The organism is Rhodanobacter sp. sgz306013 (assembly GCF_057031145.1).
The window spans coordinates 576,634-593,028 of sequence record NZ_JBXCIJ010000002.1; the positions used below are offsets into that span (position 1 = coordinate 576,634).

11 protein-coding genes and 1 riboswitch are annotated in these 16,395 nt (G+C 67.4%); of the genes, 8 read left to right on the forward strand and 3 right to left on the reverse strand.

Going from position 1 to position 16,395, the window contains the following annotated elements:
• Positions 1 to 15: 15 nt before the first annotated feature.
• From AC2EWF_RS07590 to AC2EWF_RS07600, 3 genes are all read right to left on the reverse strand, one after another.
• On the reverse strand, positions 16 to 1,839 hold the full coding sequence (locus AC2EWF_RS07590; RefSeq protein ID WP_483638751.1) for a cation:proton antiporter: 1,824 nt from the start codon (positions 1,837 to 1,839) through the stop codon (positions 16 to 18).
• Positions 1,840 to 1,998: 159 nt separating this feature from the next.
• Positions 1,999 to 3,498: a YifB family Mg chelatase-like AAA ATPase gene (locus AC2EWF_RS07595; RefSeq protein WP_483638752.1), complete on the reverse strand. Its 1,500-nt coding sequence runs from the start codon at positions 3,496 to 3,498 to the stop codon at positions 1,999 to 2,001.
• 154 nt (positions 3,499 to 3,652) lie between these two features.
• Entirely contained in the window at positions 3,653 to 3,910 is a 258-nt protein-coding gene (locus AC2EWF_RS07600; RefSeq protein ID WP_483638753.1) for an accessory factor UbiK family protein, read from the reverse strand.
• A 180-nt stretch (positions 3,911 to 4,090) separates the two neighbouring features.
• Between AC2EWF_RS07600 and glnK the strand changes: the two genes are divergently transcribed.
• The 8 genes from glnK to AC2EWF_RS07640 all read left to right on the forward strand — a co-directional run bounded on the left by glnK (position 4,091) and on the right by AC2EWF_RS07640 (position 16,377).
• Complete coding sequence (gene glnK / locus AC2EWF_RS07605) at positions 4,091 to 4,429, forward strand: P-II family nitrogen regulator (RefSeq protein ID WP_192163057.1); 339 nt, start codon at positions 4,091 to 4,093, stop codon at positions 4,427 to 4,429.
• Positions 4,430 to 5,106: 677 nt separating this feature from the next.
• Positions 5,107 to 5,320, forward strand: a riboswitch (cobalamin riboswitch).
• A 150-nt stretch (positions 5,321 to 5,470) separates the two neighbouring features.
• A complete protein-coding gene (locus AC2EWF_RS07610) occupies positions 5,471 to 7,990 on the forward strand; it encodes a ribonucleoside-diphosphate reductase subunit alpha (RefSeq protein WP_483638754.1) in 2,520 nt (839 codons plus the stop codon).
• A gap of 155 nt (positions 7,991 to 8,145) precedes the next feature.
• On the forward strand, positions 8,146 to 9,171 hold the full coding sequence (locus AC2EWF_RS07615) for a ribonucleotide-diphosphate reductase subunit beta (protein WP_483638755.1): 1,026 nt from the start codon (positions 8,146 to 8,148) through the stop codon (positions 9,169 to 9,171).
• A gap of 172 nt (positions 9,172 to 9,343) precedes the next feature.
• Positions 9,344 to 12,589, forward strand: coding sequence for a TonB-dependent receptor (locus AC2EWF_RS07620; RefSeq protein ID WP_483638756.1), 3,246 nt, complete (start codon positions 9,344 to 9,346; stop codon positions 12,587 to 12,589).
• 115 nt (positions 12,590 to 12,704) lie between these two features.
• The gene (locus AC2EWF_RS07625; protein ID WP_483638757.1) at positions 12,705 to 13,271 is read left to right on the forward strand and encodes a TetR/AcrR family transcriptional regulator; all 567 of its coding nucleotides are present in this window, start codon (positions 12,705 to 12,707) and stop codon (positions 13,269 to 13,271) included.
• Between the two features lie 27 nt (positions 13,272 to 13,298).
• Positions 13,299 to 13,976 carry a CPBP family intramembrane glutamic endopeptidase gene (locus AC2EWF_RS07630; RefSeq protein WP_483638758.1) on the forward strand — a complete coding sequence of 226 codons (678 nt, stop codon included), beginning with the start codon at positions 13,299 to 13,301 and terminating at the stop codon, positions 13,974 to 13,976.
• Positions 13,977 to 14,075: 99 nt separating this feature from the next.
• Positions 14,076 to 14,462, forward strand: coding sequence for a BlaI/MecI/CopY family transcriptional regulator (locus AC2EWF_RS07635; RefSeq protein ID WP_483638759.1), 387 nt, complete (start codon positions 14,076 to 14,078; stop codon positions 14,460 to 14,462).
• Between the two features lies 1 nt (position 14,463).
• A complete protein-coding gene (locus AC2EWF_RS07640) occupies positions 14,464 to 16,377 on the forward strand; it encodes a M56 family metallopeptidase (protein WP_483638760.1) in 1,914 nt (637 codons plus the stop codon).
• The last annotated feature ends 18 nt before the right edge of the window (positions 16,378 to 16,395 follow it).

Here is a 16,395-nt window from a genome sequence, read left to right on the forward strand (position 1 = left end):
TGCTCCAGGTTTCGATCAGGCCTCGGGGTGTTCACGCACCGGGGGCGCTCCTGCAGGCGGCACCAGCACGATCACCATCCAGCCCGGCCGGGGCTCCAGCGCAGGCTTGGCGGAAGCCACCCGCAACGTGCCGCGCTCCTCCACGCCGAACAGCAGCACGCTGTCCGAGCCGTACTGCTCGATGAAATGCGGCCAGGCGAAGGTGGCGCTCAGCCGCGTGGATTTGATCCGCCAGCCGCGAGCGAGCAGCTCGGCGAAGCGCGCATGCGTCATCGCGTCGTCGAACAGCGGTGGCGCCAGCAGCTTGTCGGCCAGGGCGGCGCGTTCGGTACTTTCCTCCAGCGCCAGCACGCGCAGGCGGTAGACCTTCGCACGACCGAACTCCTGCCGGTAATGCACGCAGGCCAGGGTATTGCGCTCGCGATGGGTGGACATCGCCAGCAACCGACCGATGCCGGACAGGTCGAGGTGGCGCTCGGCATGCGGCGAGGCCGGGTTGCCGAAGAACGTGCTCAATCCCTCCATGCGCGCACGCCGGATGCCGTCATGGTCGTCGTCGGCCAGCACCACGCGGAAACCCGCCTCCTGCAACGCCTGGCCGACACCGCGCGCCACCGCGTCGGCTCCGAAGATAAGCACGCCGTGCGGTTCGGGCTCGGCCACCTTCAGCCACAACGCCAACAGTCGCGCGGTGGCGCTCTGCAGCACCACGGTGCCGATGATCAGGATGAACACCAGCGGCACCAGCGCCTCGGCGCCCGCCACGCCCAGTGCCTGCAGGCGCAAGGCGAAAAGCGCGGAGACGGAAGCCGCCACGATACCCCGCGGCGCCACCCAGGCGATCAACGCACGCTCGCGCCAGTTCAGCGCACTGCCGAGACTGGCGAGACTGGCGATCAGCACGGTGAGCGGCCGCACGACGAACTGCGCCAACAGGAAGATCCCGAAGCCTTCCCACAGCAAGTGGCCGGGCAGTGGCCACGGCAGCCGCGCCGCCAGCAGGATGAACAGCAGCGACACCAGCACCGTGGTGAGGTGCTCCTTGAAGTCGAGGATGTCGTCGATGTGCACACCGCGCTGGTTACCCAGCGCGATGCCCATGATCGTTACGGTGAGCAGGCCGGATTCGTGCGCCAGCGTGTTGGCGATCGCGAAGGCCAGCAGCACCGCCGCCAGCACGCCGTAGTTCTGCAGGTATTCGGGAATCAGCTGGCGCCGCAGCAGGAAACCGAGCAGCCAGGCAGCCAGTGCGCCGACGAGCACGCCGCAAGCCAGCGTGACTGCGAACACGCCCACGGTGTGGCCCTGCTCGTGCGACACCACCGCCTCGTAGATCAGCACCGCGAACAGCGCGCCCAGCGGATCGATCACGATGCCTTCCCAGCGCAAGGTGTTCGCTATGCGCGCGCCGGGCCGCAGCGTGCGCAGCATCGGCGCGATCACCGTGGGTCCGGTAACGCAGGTGAGCGCACCGAACAGCAGCGCGATCGGCCAGGCCACGCCAGCCACCACGTGCGCGGCGGCAGCCAGCAGCAACAGGGCGAGCAGCGCGCCGTAACTCACCAGTCCGCGCACCGCCCCGCCGATGCCGGGCAGCTCGTGGAAGCGCAGCGTGAGACTGCCCTCGAACAGGATCAGCGCCACCGCCAGCGAGACCATCGGGAACAGCAGCGGCCCCAGCAGCCGATCCGGACGCAGCAGGCCGAGCACCGGCCCCAGCAGCAGGCCGGCCAGCAGGAGGAACACGATCGCGGGCAGTTTCGCCCGCCATGCCAACCACTGGCAGAGAAAGCCGATCACCAGCATGCCGACCAGAACCAGGCCCGGTTCGATGCTCATCGCGCTCCTTGTCCGGTGTTGGAGGCTTTATCGGAGCACGCGTGGGTGCGATGCGTCCAGCGCGAAAAGCGAGCGGAAAGAGGAGCGGAGCGAGAGAAAAGCGGGGCGCAGGGATGCGTGCCCGCCCTCGCTACTCACCTGTCACCGCCCACTGCCGCTTCACATCCTGCGGTACTGCAGCGCCTCGGCCAGATGTTCGCGTTCAAGCAACCCGGCGCCGCCGTCGAGATCGGCGATCGTGCGGGCCACCCGCAACACGCGGTGGTAGGCGCGCGCGGACAGGCCCAGGCGCTCGAGCGCCTGTTCATACCAGCGCCGCTCGGCAGAACCCAGCGCACAGTCGCGTTCCAGCTCGCGGTGGTTGATCTCCGCGTTCGGCCGCCCGGCGCGCATCAGCGCGTGCCGGCGCGCCTGCAGCACGCGGGCACGCACGGTGGCGGAATCCTCGTCATGCGGGCCGCGCGCCGCGTCCATCTCCCGCAGCGGCAACGGCGGCACCTCGACCGCAAGGTCGATGCGGTCCAGCAGCGGCCCGGAAATCCGTGCGCGATAACGCTGGACCTGCTCCGGCGAGCAGCGGCACTGCCGGCGCGGATCACCCGCATAACCGCAGGGACAGGGGTTCATCGCCGCCACCAGCTGGAACTGGGCGGGAAAGGTTGACTGCCGCGCCGCGCGCGAGACGACGATGTGGCCCGACTCCAGCGGCTCCCGCAGCACCTCCAGCACGTGCCGGCCGAACTCGGGAAGCTCGTCGAGGAACAGCACGCCGTTGTGCGCCAGCGAGATCTCGCCCGGCCGCGGCTGCGAACCGCCGCCCACCAGCGCCACCGCCGAGGCAGTATGGTGTGGCGCGCGGAACGGTCGGCGTCGCCAGCGCGCCGGATCTGTGACCTGACCGGCCACCGACCACACCGCGCAGGTTTCCAGTGCCTCGGACTCCGACAGCGCAGGTAGGATGCCGGGCAGACGCTCGGCCAGCATGGTCTTGCCGGTGCCCGGCGGCCCCACCAGCAGGAGGTGATGCCCGCCCACGGCGGCGATCTCAAGCGCGCGCCGCGCCTGCAGCTGGCCGCGCACATCGCGCAGATCCGGGCCTTCGTAGATACCGCCGTCGACGTTGATGCCGGTCGGCACTGCCAGTTCCTGCGCGCCGCGCAACCAACCGCAGACGTCGGCCAGGCTATCGGCCACACGCACGTCCACTTCCGAAACCAGCGCAGCTTCGGCCGCGTTCGCCCGTGGTACCACCACCTTGCGCCCCCGCGCCCGCGCGCGCAGCAGGGCCGGCAGCACTCCGGAGACGCTGCGCAGCGAGCCTGACAGCGCCAACTCGCCGAGGAATTCGCAATCGTCCAGCTTTTCGCGCGGCACCTGGCCACTGGCGGCAAGGATGCCAAGTGCGATCGGCAGGTCGAAACGGCCGCCGTCCTTGGGCAACTCGGCTGGCGCCAAGTTCACGGTGACCCTGCGGCCGGGGTATTCGAAGGCGGTGTTCTGGATCGCCACCCGCACGCGGTCCCGCGCCTCGCGCACGGCAGCCTCGGGCAGGCCCACGATGTTGGTGGCCGGCAGTCCGCCGGACAGATGCACTTCGACCATCACCTGGGGTGCAGCGATGCCTTCCTGGGCACGGCTCAGAGTGACGGCAAGACTCATGCGGCCGCCTGCCGCCGGCTCGCTCGGAAGCCGCTGTCACACACCCGCATCGAGCGACTCCGTCGTAGGCTTCAGGTCATAAATAACCGCCCCCGATCGTTAGCTCGGGGTGAGGGTGACGGATCGGGGGCGGCTCCCGGGAGGCTTGGTGCTGCTAGTCCCCGCGGCTGGCTGCGGCGGCCTCGAGTGTGGCCACGCGCCGTTCCAATTCCTCGACCTTGAGGCGGGTGCGCGCAAGCACCTGGCTCTGGACATCGAATTCTTCGCGGGTGACCAGATCGAGGCGGCGCAGTCCTTGCGCCAGGACATCGTGGAAATTGGTTCGCAGATCCTGCTGCGCCTGTGCCACTCCGGGCGGAACCAACGATGCCAGGCGTCGTGCCAGCTGGTCGATATCAAGTCGGTCCATCATGGACGACGCCTCGAACTTGTCGAGGAAAAGTATCCGTAAACACAAGGTGGACGCACCATCGGCGGACTCCGTGATTTGATGTAGGGATTTTCCTACATGGTAGCCGCCACGCGACAGCACATAGCCATGAAGGCAAAATGGTCATCCGCGTCGCCCCCGACGCCCCTGCGAGGACATTCCATGAAGCTGGTCGTGGCGATCATCAAGCCGTTCAAGCTCGACGACGTGCGCGAGGCGCTGGCCGAGGTCGGCGTGCAGGGCATCACCGTGACCGAGGTGAAGGGCTTCGGACGCCAGAAGGGCCACACCGAGCTGTACCGAGGCGCCGAATACGTGGTCGACTTCCTGCCCAAGATCAAGCTGGAGGCGGCAGTGGCCGACGAACAGCTCGACCGCGTGCTGGAAGCGATCCAGAACTCCGCCCGAACCGGCAAGATCGGCGATGGCAAGATCTTCGTCAGTCCGCTGGAGCAGGTGATCCGCATCCGCACCGGCGAGCTGGACCAGGACGCGCTGTAGGACTCCCTGCCCCGGAAATCTCGCAGTGACTGCGATTCGCGCGGCGGACTCCCGACCGTCGACTACGCTGCGACGCAGCCCGCGTAACCGTCGCGTCCGCAGCTCGGGATAGCCCCGCCCGCGGCGTGTGCTGCCGGGATGAATTCCGACGCGCGCGAGCCTCATGCCGGCGAATAGATGCCGAAGCTCTGGCTCTTGCAGTGCATAGAGCCGGCCAGCGTCTTCTTGCGGACAACCTGGCGATGGGGTGCAGCACGCCCCGCGCGGCGCGCGAGTCTTGCCGGCTGTCGTCGATGATCACGTTGCGGTAGCCGGCCGCCGCCCTGTCGCTGGCCCCCCAGCTCGTCGGCAGGGCGACGCACGCCGGCCGCGGTGACCTTGGCGCCGAAGTGATTCCAGCTGTTCCTGCCCATCCGTGGCGTTTGCGCCAACACGGCTGGCGGATGCTGGCGAGGCGGCGAACGACGGCCCGCCACAGACCAGCAGGCCCAAACCGGGCAACGGAGCGTTCCATGGGGCCCTCTTTCGACAGCATTCGAAAGCGAGCGGAACACGACCGGCGCAACAGCCGACGCAACTGCGCCAACACGATCGCGGCGCCCGCCAGTCGCGTGGGCTGAACGGACTTGTCCACAGCATATACACAAGTAGTTGGGTTGACCCATATCGACCATCCCGATATGTTGTGTCCGTCGGTGTCCGGCCAGACGCGATCGTCGGTCGGACTGAAAAGGGAATCCGGTGCAAATCCGGAACTGCCCCGCAGCGGTAAGCGGAAACGAACGCCTTGAGATCGCACTGGCTCGCAGCGGCCGGGAAGCGAAGGCAAGTAGGCGGGTCGCCAGACCCGGGTCCGCGAGTCCGAAGACCTGCCGACACGGCACGACCCAAGCGTCGTGCCGAGTGGTGACGGCTTCCGCGGGGAGGCGCGTCGGATCATCGGGCCCAACCGCCTGATGGCGCGACCGTCCGCGGGCAACCGTCGCTTCAGCCCTGCGCGCGGGAGCAGGCGGTTGATCACCATCGGTTGGAGTCACCGACATGCAGCCTCTCGATACCGCCACCCGCGAGCGCCCCGGCGCACGCGTGGAGCCGTCCGCGTTTGCCGCCGTAACCCCGGCACCCACCAGCGAAGCCCCGGTGCCCGCCACACCAGAACAGCAAAGCACCGAGCCCTTCACCCTCACTCCGCCGCACAACCCCGGCCAGATGCGCGTGACCAAGCGCAACGGCGGCCAGGAAACGGTGGACGTCAACAAGATCGTGCGCGCGGTGACCCGCAGCGCAGACGGCCTGCACGCGGTAGATCCGCTGCGCGTGGCGCTGAAGACCATCGGCGGCCTGTACGACGGCGCCACCACGCAGGAGCTGGACCAGCTCTCCATCCGCACCGCCGCCGCGCTCACCGCCGAGGAACCCGAGTACGGCCAGCTCGCCGCGCGCCTGCTGGGCGCCTACATCGACAAGGAAGTGAGCGGCCAGGAAATCCAGAGCTTTTCGCAATCGATTGCGCGCGGCGCGGAATTGGGCATCCTCAACGCACGCCTCCGCGACTTCGTGGCGACCAACGCGCGCAAGCTCAACGACGCGATCGACCCGCTGGCGACCCGCCGCTTCGAATACTTCGGCCTGCGCACCGTCTACGACCGCTACCTGCTGCGCCATCCGCAGCAGCGGCTGGTGATCGAGACGCCGCAATATTTCTTCATGCGCATCGCCTGTGCGCTGGGCGGCGGCGAGATCGGCGAGACGCTGGAGCTGTACCGGCTGCTGTCCTCGCTGGAATACATCGCCAGCTCGCCCACGCTGTTCAACGCCGGCACCGCGCACGAGCAATTGTCGTCCTGCTTCCTGCTCGACTCGCCCGCCGACTCACTCGAGTCGATCTACGACAAGTACGCCGACGTGGCCAAGCTCAGCAAGTTCGCCGGCGGCATCGGCCTGGCCTACTCGCGCGTGCGTTCGCGCGGCTCGCTGATCAAGGGCACCAACGGCCATTCCAACGGCCTGGTGCCGTGGCTGAAGACGCTGGACGCTTCCGTCGCCGCCGTGAACCAGGGTGGCAAGCGCAAGGGCGCCGCCTGCGTGTACCTGGAGCCCTGGCATGCGGACATCGAGGAATTCCTGGAACTGCGCGACAACGCTGGCGACGAGGCGCGCCGCACGCACAACCTCAACCTCGCCAACTGGATCCCCGACGAGTTCATGCGCCGCGTGGAGAGCGACAGTGAGTGGTCGCTGTTCGATCCCAAGGTGGTGCCGCACCTGGTGGACAGCTGGGGCGAAGCGTTCGAAAGGGCCTATCGCGAAGCGGAGGCTGCCGGCGTCGCCGTGAAGACGGTGAAGGCGCGCGAGCTGTACGCGCGCATGCTGCGCACGCTGGCGCAGACCGGCAACGGCTGGATGACCTTCAAGGACCGCTGCAACGCCACCAGCAACCAGACGGCCAAGGCCGAGAACGTCATCCATCTGTCGAACCTCTGCACCGAGATCCTGGAAGTCACCAGCGCCGGCGAGACGGCGGTATGCAACCTGGGGTCGGTGAACCTGTCGCGCCACGTGGTGGACGGCGCGTTCGACTTCGACAAGCTGGCCGCCACCGTGCGCACCGCGGTACGCCAGCTGGACCGCGTGATCGACCTGAATTTCTATCCCATCGACACGGCGCGCACCGCCAACCGCAAGTGGCGTCCGGTCGGCCTGGGCGTGATGGGCCTGCAGGACGTGTTCTTCAAGCTGCGCCTGCCGTTCGACTCGGCCGACGCGCTGGAGCTGTCCACACGCATCGCCGAGGAGGTCTACTTCCACGCGCTGTCGCAGTCGAACGAGCTGGCGTCCGAACACGGTGCACACCCCGGTTTCGCCGAGAGCCGTGCGGCGAACGGCGAGCTGCAGTTCGACTACTGGTCCAACGCCAGGCCGAACAGCCAGGCCCGCTGGGACGCGCTGCGCGCGTCGATCAAGGCTTCCGGCCTGCGCAATTCGCTGCTGATCGCGATCGCACCCACCGCCACCATCGCCTCCATCGCCGGCTGCTACGAGTGCATCGAGCCGCAAGTGTCGAACCTGTTCAAGCGCGAGACACTGTCGGGCGACTTCCTGGTGGTGAACCGCTACCTGGTAGAGGAGCTGAAGACGCTGGGCCTGTGGACGACCGAGATCCGCGACGCGATCAAGCTGGCGGAAGGCTCCATCCAGGGCATCACCGCCATTCCCGAGCGCCTGCGCACCATCTACCGCACGGTGTGGGAGTTGCCGCAGAAGGCCCTAATCGACCTCGCCGCCGCGCGTGGCGCGTACATCGACCAGAGCCAGTCGCTGAACCTGTTCATGGAAAACCCGAACATCGGCCAGCTCAGCTCCATGTACATGTACGCGTGGAAGTCCGGCATCAAGACCACCTACTACCTGCGTTCGCGCCCGGCGACCAAGATCGCCAAGACCACGGTCTCGGTTGCCCCGACCGCCAAGCCGGCTACGCCCGTCGTGGATCAGGAGCAGGCGAACGCCGCCGTGTTCTGCTCGCTGGAAAATCCCGAGTACTGCGAAGCGTGCCAGTGATACCGCTTGCTCCCATCTCTCGTCGGGAGAGGGGCCGGCGGTGAGGGTTCGGCCTTGCGCAAACGCCACACAGACCCCGCATTCCCATCCGCCTGGCGGCACCTTCCCCCAAAGGGAGAAAGATCGTTCGCCCGACGCCATCCCTAGGAAACTCCATGTCCACCCAACCCGAACGCCCCCAGCACATCCTCGACCCCGGCTTCGAACTCACCCTGCGCCCCATGCGCTACCCCGGGTTCTACGAGATGTACCGCAACGCCATCAAGAACACCTGGACGGTGGACGAAGTGGATTTTTCACTGGACGTCACCGACCTGCGCTCGAAGATGAGCGAGGCCGACCGCCACCTGATCCACCGGCTCGTCGCGTTCTTCGCCACCGGCGACACCATCGTGGCGAACAACCTGGTGCTGAACCTGTACCAGCACGTCAACGCGCCCGAGGCGCGCATGTACCTGTCGCGCCAGCTCTACGAGGAAGCGCTGCACGTGCAGTTCTACCTCACTCTGCTGGACACCTACATCCCCGACCAGGGCGAGCGCGCCAAGGCTTTCGCGGCGATCGAGAACATCCCGTCGATCCGCGCCAAGGGCGAGTTCTGCTTCAGGTGGATGGCCTCGATCCAGCAGATGCAGCGGCTGGAATCGCGTGCGCAGCGCCGCCAGTTCCTGCTCAACCTGATCTGCTTCGCCGCCTGCATCGAGGGCCTGTTCTTCTTCGCCGCGTTCGCCTACGTGTACTACTTCCGCTCGCGCGGCCTGCTGCACGGGCTGGCCTCCGGCACGAACTGGGTGTTCCGCGACGAGAGCTGCCACATGGCGTTCGCGTTCGACGTCGTGCGCACCGTGCGCGCCGAGGAACCCGACCTGTTCGACGACGCGATGCGCGCGCAGGTGGAAGAAATGCTGGAGGATGCCATCGCCTGCGAGACGCAGTTCGCCGAGGACGTGTTGTCCGGCGGCGTGGTCGGCCTGTCGTCAAAGGAAATGCGCCGGTACCTCGAGTATTGCGCCGACCAGCGCCTGGCCCAGCTCGACCTGCCGAAGAAGTACGGCGCGAAGAACCCGTTCGATTTCATGGATCTGCAGGACGTGCAGGAAGTCACCAACTTCTTCGAACGCCGTGTTTCCGCCTACCAGGTGGGGGTGCAGGGCGAGGTGGCGTTCGACATGGCGTTCTGACGTCCGCAGACGCAGGGGGGGGAGGCCCGACTTCCTTCACACGCACTTGTCACAATTTCCACCTTAAGATAACCCAGCCGCTGGCGGCAACCAGCGCGACCTTGTCGACCGCCTCCCTCCGGGGAGGCGTCGTCGTTCCGGGGACACTTATAAAAACCACACAAGGAAACCCATGGCCATCACGATGCGTGCCCGCTCGCTTCCGTTCGCCATCGCCACGCTGCTGGCGACTAGCTCCGTCTTTGCCCAGAACATCACCACCTCCGGCGCCATCGGCCGCGTGCTGGATGCGCAGGGCAAGCCCGTGGCCGATGCCACAGTGACCATCCTGCACGTGCCGTCCGGCACCACCAAGACGGTGACCACGGACGCCGACGGCCGCTACGCGGCGCAGGGCCTGCGCACGGGCGGCCCGTTCACGATCACCGCGGCGAAGGCCGGATTCGCCGGCACCGAACAGGACAACGTCTACCTGCAGCTGGGCCAGCCTTCCGCGATCAACCTCAGCCTGGGCGCGGGCGCCGAATCGGCGCGCACGCTGGGCGCTGTGACGGTGAGCGCCTCGTCGCTGGCGCAGACCTTCACCTCCGAGAACAAGGGCCTGTCCACCACCATTTCGCAGCGCGAGTTGCAGGCCACGCCGCAGGGCAACCGCTCGATCGACGACGTGGTGCGGCTGGACCCGCGCATCACCGTGACCGACCAGGGCACCGGCGCGATCTCCGCCGCCGGCATGAACAACCGCTACAACAACATCGCGGTGGACGGCGTGACCCAGGGCGACCCGTTCGGCCTCAACGCGAACGGCCTGCCCTACCAGAAGTCGCCGATCTCGCCCGAGACCATCGCCGAGTACAACATCTCCACCGCGAACTACGACGTCTCCTCCGACGTGGTCGGCGCCGACGTCAACGCGGTGACCAAGTCCGGCACCAACCAGTTCCATGGCTCGGTCTACTACAGCTACCGCAACGCCAGCCACCTGGTGGGCGATGCCGGCTGGCTGCCCAGCAGCGATCCCGGCTACCACTACAAGGGCTACCAGAAGGACGCCACCTACGGCTTCAACGTCGGCGGCCCGATCCTCAAGGACAAGCTGTTCTTCTTCGTCTCCGCCGAGCACGAAAAGACCACCGGCATTGGCGCCGATTCGGCCAACGGCCTGGACAGCACGCTGGGCAACGGTCCGTCCACCAGCAACAAGGTGTCGCCGGGTGACCTGCAGCAGGTGATCAACACCGCCACCAAGCTCGGCCTCACCCCCGGCAACTTCGGCGGCCCCACCGGCCTGACCTACGACGACAAGCGTTACCTCGGCAAGATCGACTGGAACATCTCCAACAACCACCGCGCCAGCTTCACCTACCAGTACACCAAGGAACTGCTGCCCGCCGTGGGCGGCAACAGCCCGAGCAGCGTTGGCCTGACCAGCTACACCTATACCAAGGCCATCACTACCAACAACTACGTGCTGCACCTGTACGACGACTGGAGCGACAGCTTCTCCACCGAGGCCAAGGTCGGCTACCAGAAGTACGTGCAGGACACTACCGCGCCGTACCAGCAGCCCTCGGTGAACGTGAACCTCTCGCCCACCGGCAAGGGGCCCTCGGTAAATCTGGGCGAAGAGCAGTACCGCCACTACAACCACATCGACACCAAGAAGATCAGCATCTTCCTCGCCGCCACCTGGTACCTGGGCGACCATGCGATCAAGGGCGGCGTCGACTTCCAGCGCAACCAGATCTACAACCTGTTCGGCCAGTCCGAATTCGGCGTCTACACCTTCTGGGGCCTGGCCAATTTCGCCGCCGGCAACTACAACAAGTATTCGCTGTACCACCCGGCGCCCGGCTATGCGCTGGCCGACATTGCCGCCAAGTGGACCTACAGCCAGTTCAGCCCGTTCCTGCAGGACACCTGGCAGGTCAACGACGCGCTGTCGGTGCAGTACGGCGTGCGCATGGACGTGCCGCACTCCAACAAGCAGCCGGTATACAACGCAGCCTTCGCGCAGACCTTCGGTTACGCGAACAACTACACCGTCGGCTCCTCCAACCGCATCGTGGAGCCGCGCCTGTCGTTCAACTACAGCTTCGACACCGCCTACAAGACCCAGCTGCGCGGCGGCGCCGGCCTGTTCCAGACCAACCCGCCCACGGTGTGGATGACCAACCCGTTCCAGAACAACGGCGTCACCCTGCTCAACTACACCTCGTTCAATCCGGCCAGCGCTCCCTTCAGCCCCGATCCGTTCCACCAGAACATCCCGGCCGGCGGCGGCGCAGGCTCGATCGACACCATCGCGCCCGACTTCCGCCTGCCCAGCGTGTGGAAGATGAGCCTGGCGCTGGATCGCGAGCTGCCCTGGTGGGGCCTGGTGGCCTCGGCCGAGTACCAGCACATCAAGGTGCGCGACGGCATCCTGTACGAGGCGGTCAACTTCGGCGCGCCTACCGGCACGTTGCCGGACGGGCGCGAGCAGTTCTGGAAGACCCCGGGCGAGGCGCCGAAGACCGCCGACACGCTGGCCAACCAGAACCGCGCCTTCAGCACCGCCTCCACCTTGCTCACCAACACCCACAAGGGCAAGTCGGACAGCTTCACGCTGGCGCTGAGCAAGCCGTTCTCGGACAGCTGGTCCGGCAACGTCAGCCTCACTTTCAACCACGCCACCGACGTCGACCCCGGTACCGACACCATCGCCTACAGTGGCTATCAGCGCGTGGCGCGGCTGAATCCGAACTCCGACGTGCTGGCCACCTCCAACTACAACGTGGCCAAGGTGCTGAAGGCCTCGCTGACCTGGCAACACGCGTTCTTCGGCGACTACAACACCCAGGTTTCGCTGTTCTACAGCGGCCACACCGGCCTGCCCTATACCTGGGTGTTCGGCAATGACGCCAATGGCGACAGCATCGGCGGATGGGATCCGGTCTACATCCCGTCGGCGAACGATCCGAAGGTGGCTTACGCCGCCGGCACCAGCCCGCAGGCGATCCAGCAGTTCCAGGCCTTCCTCGCCGGCGACGGCTACCTGCGCGACCACCGCGGCCAGATCGCCAACCGCAACGGCGACCGCACCGCGTGGGTGAACGAGCTGGACATGAGCTTCTCGCAGGAGGTGCCCGGCATCTTCAAGGGCAACAAGGGGATGTTGCGGCTGGACGTCTACAACGTACTCAACCTGGTGAACAGCGACTGGGGCCAGCAGCGCAACACCGGCATCTACCCCACCCGCATCCTCGCCAACTATTCCGGCGTGAACGCGCAGGGGCAGTACGTGTATTCGCTGCCCACCGACAAGTACGGCAACTACCAGCCGCAACAGCTGCAGACCTACGACGGCGGCTTCTATGACCCCAGCCGCGTGGTCTCCCGCTGGTCGGCCATGCTCACCCTGCGCTACAACTTTTGACCGACGGCTCCGGCCGCAACGGGACACGGGCGCCTGCGGGCGCCCGTGTCGTTTCCGGCGTCGCGGCGCCCCTCCCGCTTGACATGTAACGATCGTTACACGTAACGTTCGTTACATGCAGACGCGCAAAGATGCACTCGTCGACGCCCTCATTGCCCACCTGCTCGAACGCGGGCTGGCCGACCTGTCGCTGCGCCCGCTCGCCGCGGCCATCGGCACCAGCGCCCGCCTGCTCATCTATCACTTCGGGACGAAGGAAGGCCTGCTCGCCGAGGTCCTGGAAACCATGCAGACGCGGGTACGCCAGTCCTTCGCGCAAATGCTTGCGCCTGGCACATCGGAACCTCAACCGCAGCCACTCAAGCTGCTCTGGCAATGGGCCACCGCCAAGCGCAACTACCCTTACCTCAAGCTGCTCTATGAGCTGCAGATCCTCGCCATCCAGAGCCCGGACACTTACGCCCAGTACCTGCAGCGCAACGCCTCGAACTGGTCGGATCTCATCCTCACGATGCTCCCGGCGCCGCGGCGCGACCCTGCTTTCGCCACGCTGTGCGTCGCGGTGTTCGACGGCCTGTTCCTCGAACTGATGAGCACCGGCGACCGCAAGCGGACCTCGCAGGCGCTCGACCGCTTCATCGGCATCGCCAGCAGCACGCGCAAACCGCGCGCAGGCACCTGAACCCCGCACCCAACCGAAGGATCTTCCATGTCCACCCTGCTCATCCCTGCGCGGCCGGCCGAGAAGCGCCGATGGGCCATCATCCTCGCTGGCCTGCTGCTTGCGCTCGGCCCGGTCAGCCTGCCCTTCAGCACCTGGGACCACGAGTTCGCGGGGGTCGGCCACCTGCTCGGCAACGAGGCGATCTGGTGGATCTACATCGCGGCGATGCTGCTTTACGTGCGCAAGATCGAACGAAGGCCGCTGTCGTCCATCGGTTTCCGGCCGCCCGGCGCCGGCAACACGCTGATCGGCGTGGCGGCCGGCGCGGTGGTGCTTGCGGTGCTGGGCGCGATGTACTTCCTCATTCTCCCTGCGCTGCACCTGGGTGACTCGGTTGCCGCAACGGCGAACGGCAGCGCGCTGATGGCCACCCCCTTCTGGTGGCGCCTGATCTCGACCGTGCGTGCCGCGGTTTCCGAAGAAGTGCTGTTCCGCGGCTATGCGATGCAGCGGATCGAGGAGCTGAGCGGCAGCCGCGCCGTCGCGCTGCTGCTTTCCCTCGCCGTGTTCACCATCGACCACGTGACTTACTGGGGCTGGAGCCACGAGCTGATCGTCGCCGTCGGCGGACTGGCGTTTTCCCTGCTGTACCTGTGGCGGCGCAACCTGTGGGTCAACATCATTGCGCACTTCATCGTGGATGCCGCCTCGGTACTCGCCTGAGGCTGGGCAACGCCGCTGAGGAACCCGGCCGCACCCTATTGACTACACTTGTCGTCAGGCGTAGCTTGGCGACACGTGTAGTCATACAGGTGAACCCGCATGCCCAGGCCTTCCATCGGCGACCAGGAACTCACCCTCCTGCGCCATCTCGCCGCGAACGAGCCCGTCTCGGTGGGCGAGATGGTTGCCGGTTTCGGCGAGGCGCAGGGCCTCGCCCGCTCCACCGTGCTGACGATGATGGAGCGCCTGCGCGCCAAGGGGTATCTCAAGCGCCGCCAGGTCCAGGGCATCTACCGCTACAGCACCGCCACCGGACCCGGCGAGGCGATGCGCAGCGCGGTGGGCCAGTTCGTGGAAAAAACGCTGAGCGGGTCGGTTTCGCCGTTCGTGGCGTGGATGGCCGAGCGCGGCGAGGTCAGCGACGACGAGCTGGCCGAGCTGCAGGCGCTGGTGAAACAGCTCAAGACCACACGCAAGGAGAAGTGAGATGACGACGCCCGATCATCTTGCCGCCCTGCTGCTGGAACGCCTCGCCTGGACCTCGCTGCAGGCGATCGTGCTGGTGGGCGCGATCGCCCTGCTCCTCCGCGCCTTCCCGCGCCTGCCCGCCGCCGCGCGATGCGCGCTGTGGTGGCTGGTCGGCCTGCAGGTGCTGCTGGGGCTGGCCTGGCAGGCGCCGATCCGCCTGCCGCTGCTGGCGCCGCCGGTCGCCGCGACCGCCGTTGCCGCCGCCCCGCAGCGCGACGCCCCCGTGATCGAAGCCGCGGGCAGGGTTCCCGCCGAAGCGGGCGCCGCGCACACGGCCGCATCCCCCGAGACGTTGCCGGCGGGATCTAAGATCGCCAGCGCGGCGCGCGCGGAAGCCGCGCCGGGCTGGCTGGCCATGCACTGGCGCGTGGCACTCGCCGCCTTGTGGCTGGCCCTGCTGCTAGCCCAGGCGCCCGCCTTGCTGCGCCAGCATCGACAGGCGCGCCGGCTGCGCCGCGCCGCGCGACCGGCGGCGACGGATCTCGCCCTGCAGGCTCGCTGCACGCAGCAGGCGCGCAGGCTCGGTCTGCCGCGCGCACCCGTGGTGCTGGTCTCGCCCGACATTGCCTCGCCCCAGGTCAGCGGAGGCTGGCGCCCGGTCGTCCTGTGGCCGGCTCACGCCGCGCTGGACGCCGAGGATTCCTCGCTGGCCTTGGCCCACGAACTCGCCCACCTCAAGCGTGGCGATCTGCTGCTGGGCTGGATCCCCGCGCTGGCGGCGCGACTGCTGTACTTCCACCCGCTGCTGCGCTGGGCGATGCACGAATACGCACTCAACCGCGAGGCGGCCTGCGACGCGCTGGCGCTGGCACAGCAACGCGCCGCGCCGCAGGACTACGGCCGCCTGCTGCTGCAGCTGGGCGTGGCCCACCCGCTGCACGCCGGCCTCGCCGGCGCCTCCCCCACCTTCCACAACCTGAAGAGGCGACTCGTCATGTTGCAACAGAACTCCACCGCCATGCCGCCTGCGCGCAGCTGGCTGCTGGTTGCGCTGGTCGCGCTGGCCGGTGTGCTGCCGTACCGCGTCGTGGCAACCGATCACGCCGCGTCCTTCAACACTCCTGCAGTCGCCGGCTCGACCTGGCTGCCGCCGCCGCCCCCGCCGCCGCCGGCCCCACCCGAGCCGCACCTGCCGCCGCCGCCCGCGCCGCCTATGCCACCGCCTGTTCCGCTCCCGCCCCCTGCGCCCGACTTCGGCTTCCACGCCAGCAGTGTCGATGTGGATATCCGTTTAGGCGCGAAGCAAGGCTACGCACTGTTCGATGGCAACCACCTCGTCGTACGCGGCACTCCGACCGATGCCGCCACGATCAAGCACCTATCCAAGACAGGCGGCCCGCTGCTATGGATCCGTCGCGGCAACCAGACCCGGCTCACGCAAGATCCGGCCACCATCGCGCGTGCGCAGCAGATATGGGCGCCGCTGGCGGAACTGTCGCACCGGCAGATCGGCCTCGCTTCGCAGCAGCGCGCCATGGCGAATCGGGATGCCGACATCGCCCGGCAATCGGCCGCGATGGCGCGCGCCCAAGCCGAGCTGGCCCGCGCGCAGGCCAATCTCGCCGCCGCACAAGCCAGCCGCGCAGCCGATGCGCAACAAGCCGGCGCGGAAAGCGCGCGCCAAGGCCTGTCCGCACAGCGACAGGCCATCGAGGCAGAGCGGGAGGCCCTGCAGGCCAGGCAAGCCGCGCTGCAGGCACAAGCGCAGCAGCGCCAACATGCGCTCGATACCCGGCAGGCGGCGATGGACGGGCAACAGGCGGCCCTGGATCGGCAGCTTCAAGCTGCCGCCCACAAGGCGGACAGCGACATGAACCGGCTGATCGATGAAACTCTGGCGCAGAGCGCGATGAAGTCCGGCAAGAAGACCTGACGCCGGCTTGCGGCACGC

What these genes read in the sequence shown, in the direction of transcription:
- AC2EWF_RS07590 (WP_483638751.1), bottom strand. Translation starts at nt 1,839, where the DNA reads ATGAGCATCGAACCGGGCCTGGTTCTGGTCGGCATGCTGGTGATCGGC.
- AC2EWF_RS07595 (WP_483638752.1), bottom strand. Translation starts at nt 3,498, where the DNA reads ATGAGTCTTGCCGTCACTCTGAGCCGTGCCCAGGAAGGCATCGCTGCA.
- AC2EWF_RS07600 (WP_483638753.1), bottom strand. Translation starts at nt 3,910, where the DNA reads ATGATGGACCGACTTGATATCGACCAGCTGGCACGACGCCTGGCATCG.
- glnK (WP_192163057.1), top strand. Translation starts at nt 4,091, where the DNA reads ATGAAGCTGGTCGTGGCGATCATCAAGCCGTTCAAGCTCGACGACGTG.
- AC2EWF_RS07610 (WP_483638754.1), top strand. Translation starts at nt 5,471, where the DNA reads ATGCAGCCTCTCGATACCGCCACCCGCGAGCGCCCCGGCGCACGCGTG.
- AC2EWF_RS07615 (WP_483638755.1), top strand. Translation starts at nt 8,146, where the DNA reads ATGTCCACCCAACCCGAACGCCCCCAGCACATCCTCGACCCCGGCTTC.
- AC2EWF_RS07620 (WP_483638756.1), top strand. Translation starts at nt 9,344, where the DNA reads ATGGCCATCACGATGCGTGCCCGCTCGCTTCCGTTCGCCATCGCCACG.
- AC2EWF_RS07625 (WP_483638757.1), top strand. Translation starts at nt 12,705, where the DNA reads ATGCAGACGCGCAAAGATGCACTCGTCGACGCCCTCATTGCCCACCTG.
- AC2EWF_RS07630 (WP_483638758.1), top strand. Translation starts at nt 13,299, where the DNA reads ATGTCCACCCTGCTCATCCCTGCGCGGCCGGCCGAGAAGCGCCGATGG.
- AC2EWF_RS07635 (WP_483638759.1), top strand. Translation starts at nt 14,076, where the DNA reads ATGCCCAGGCCTTCCATCGGCGACCAGGAACTCACCCTCCTGCGCCAT.
- AC2EWF_RS07640 (WP_483638760.1), top strand. Translation starts at nt 14,464, where the DNA reads ATGACGACGCCCGATCATCTTGCCGCCCTGCTGCTGGAACGCCTCGCC.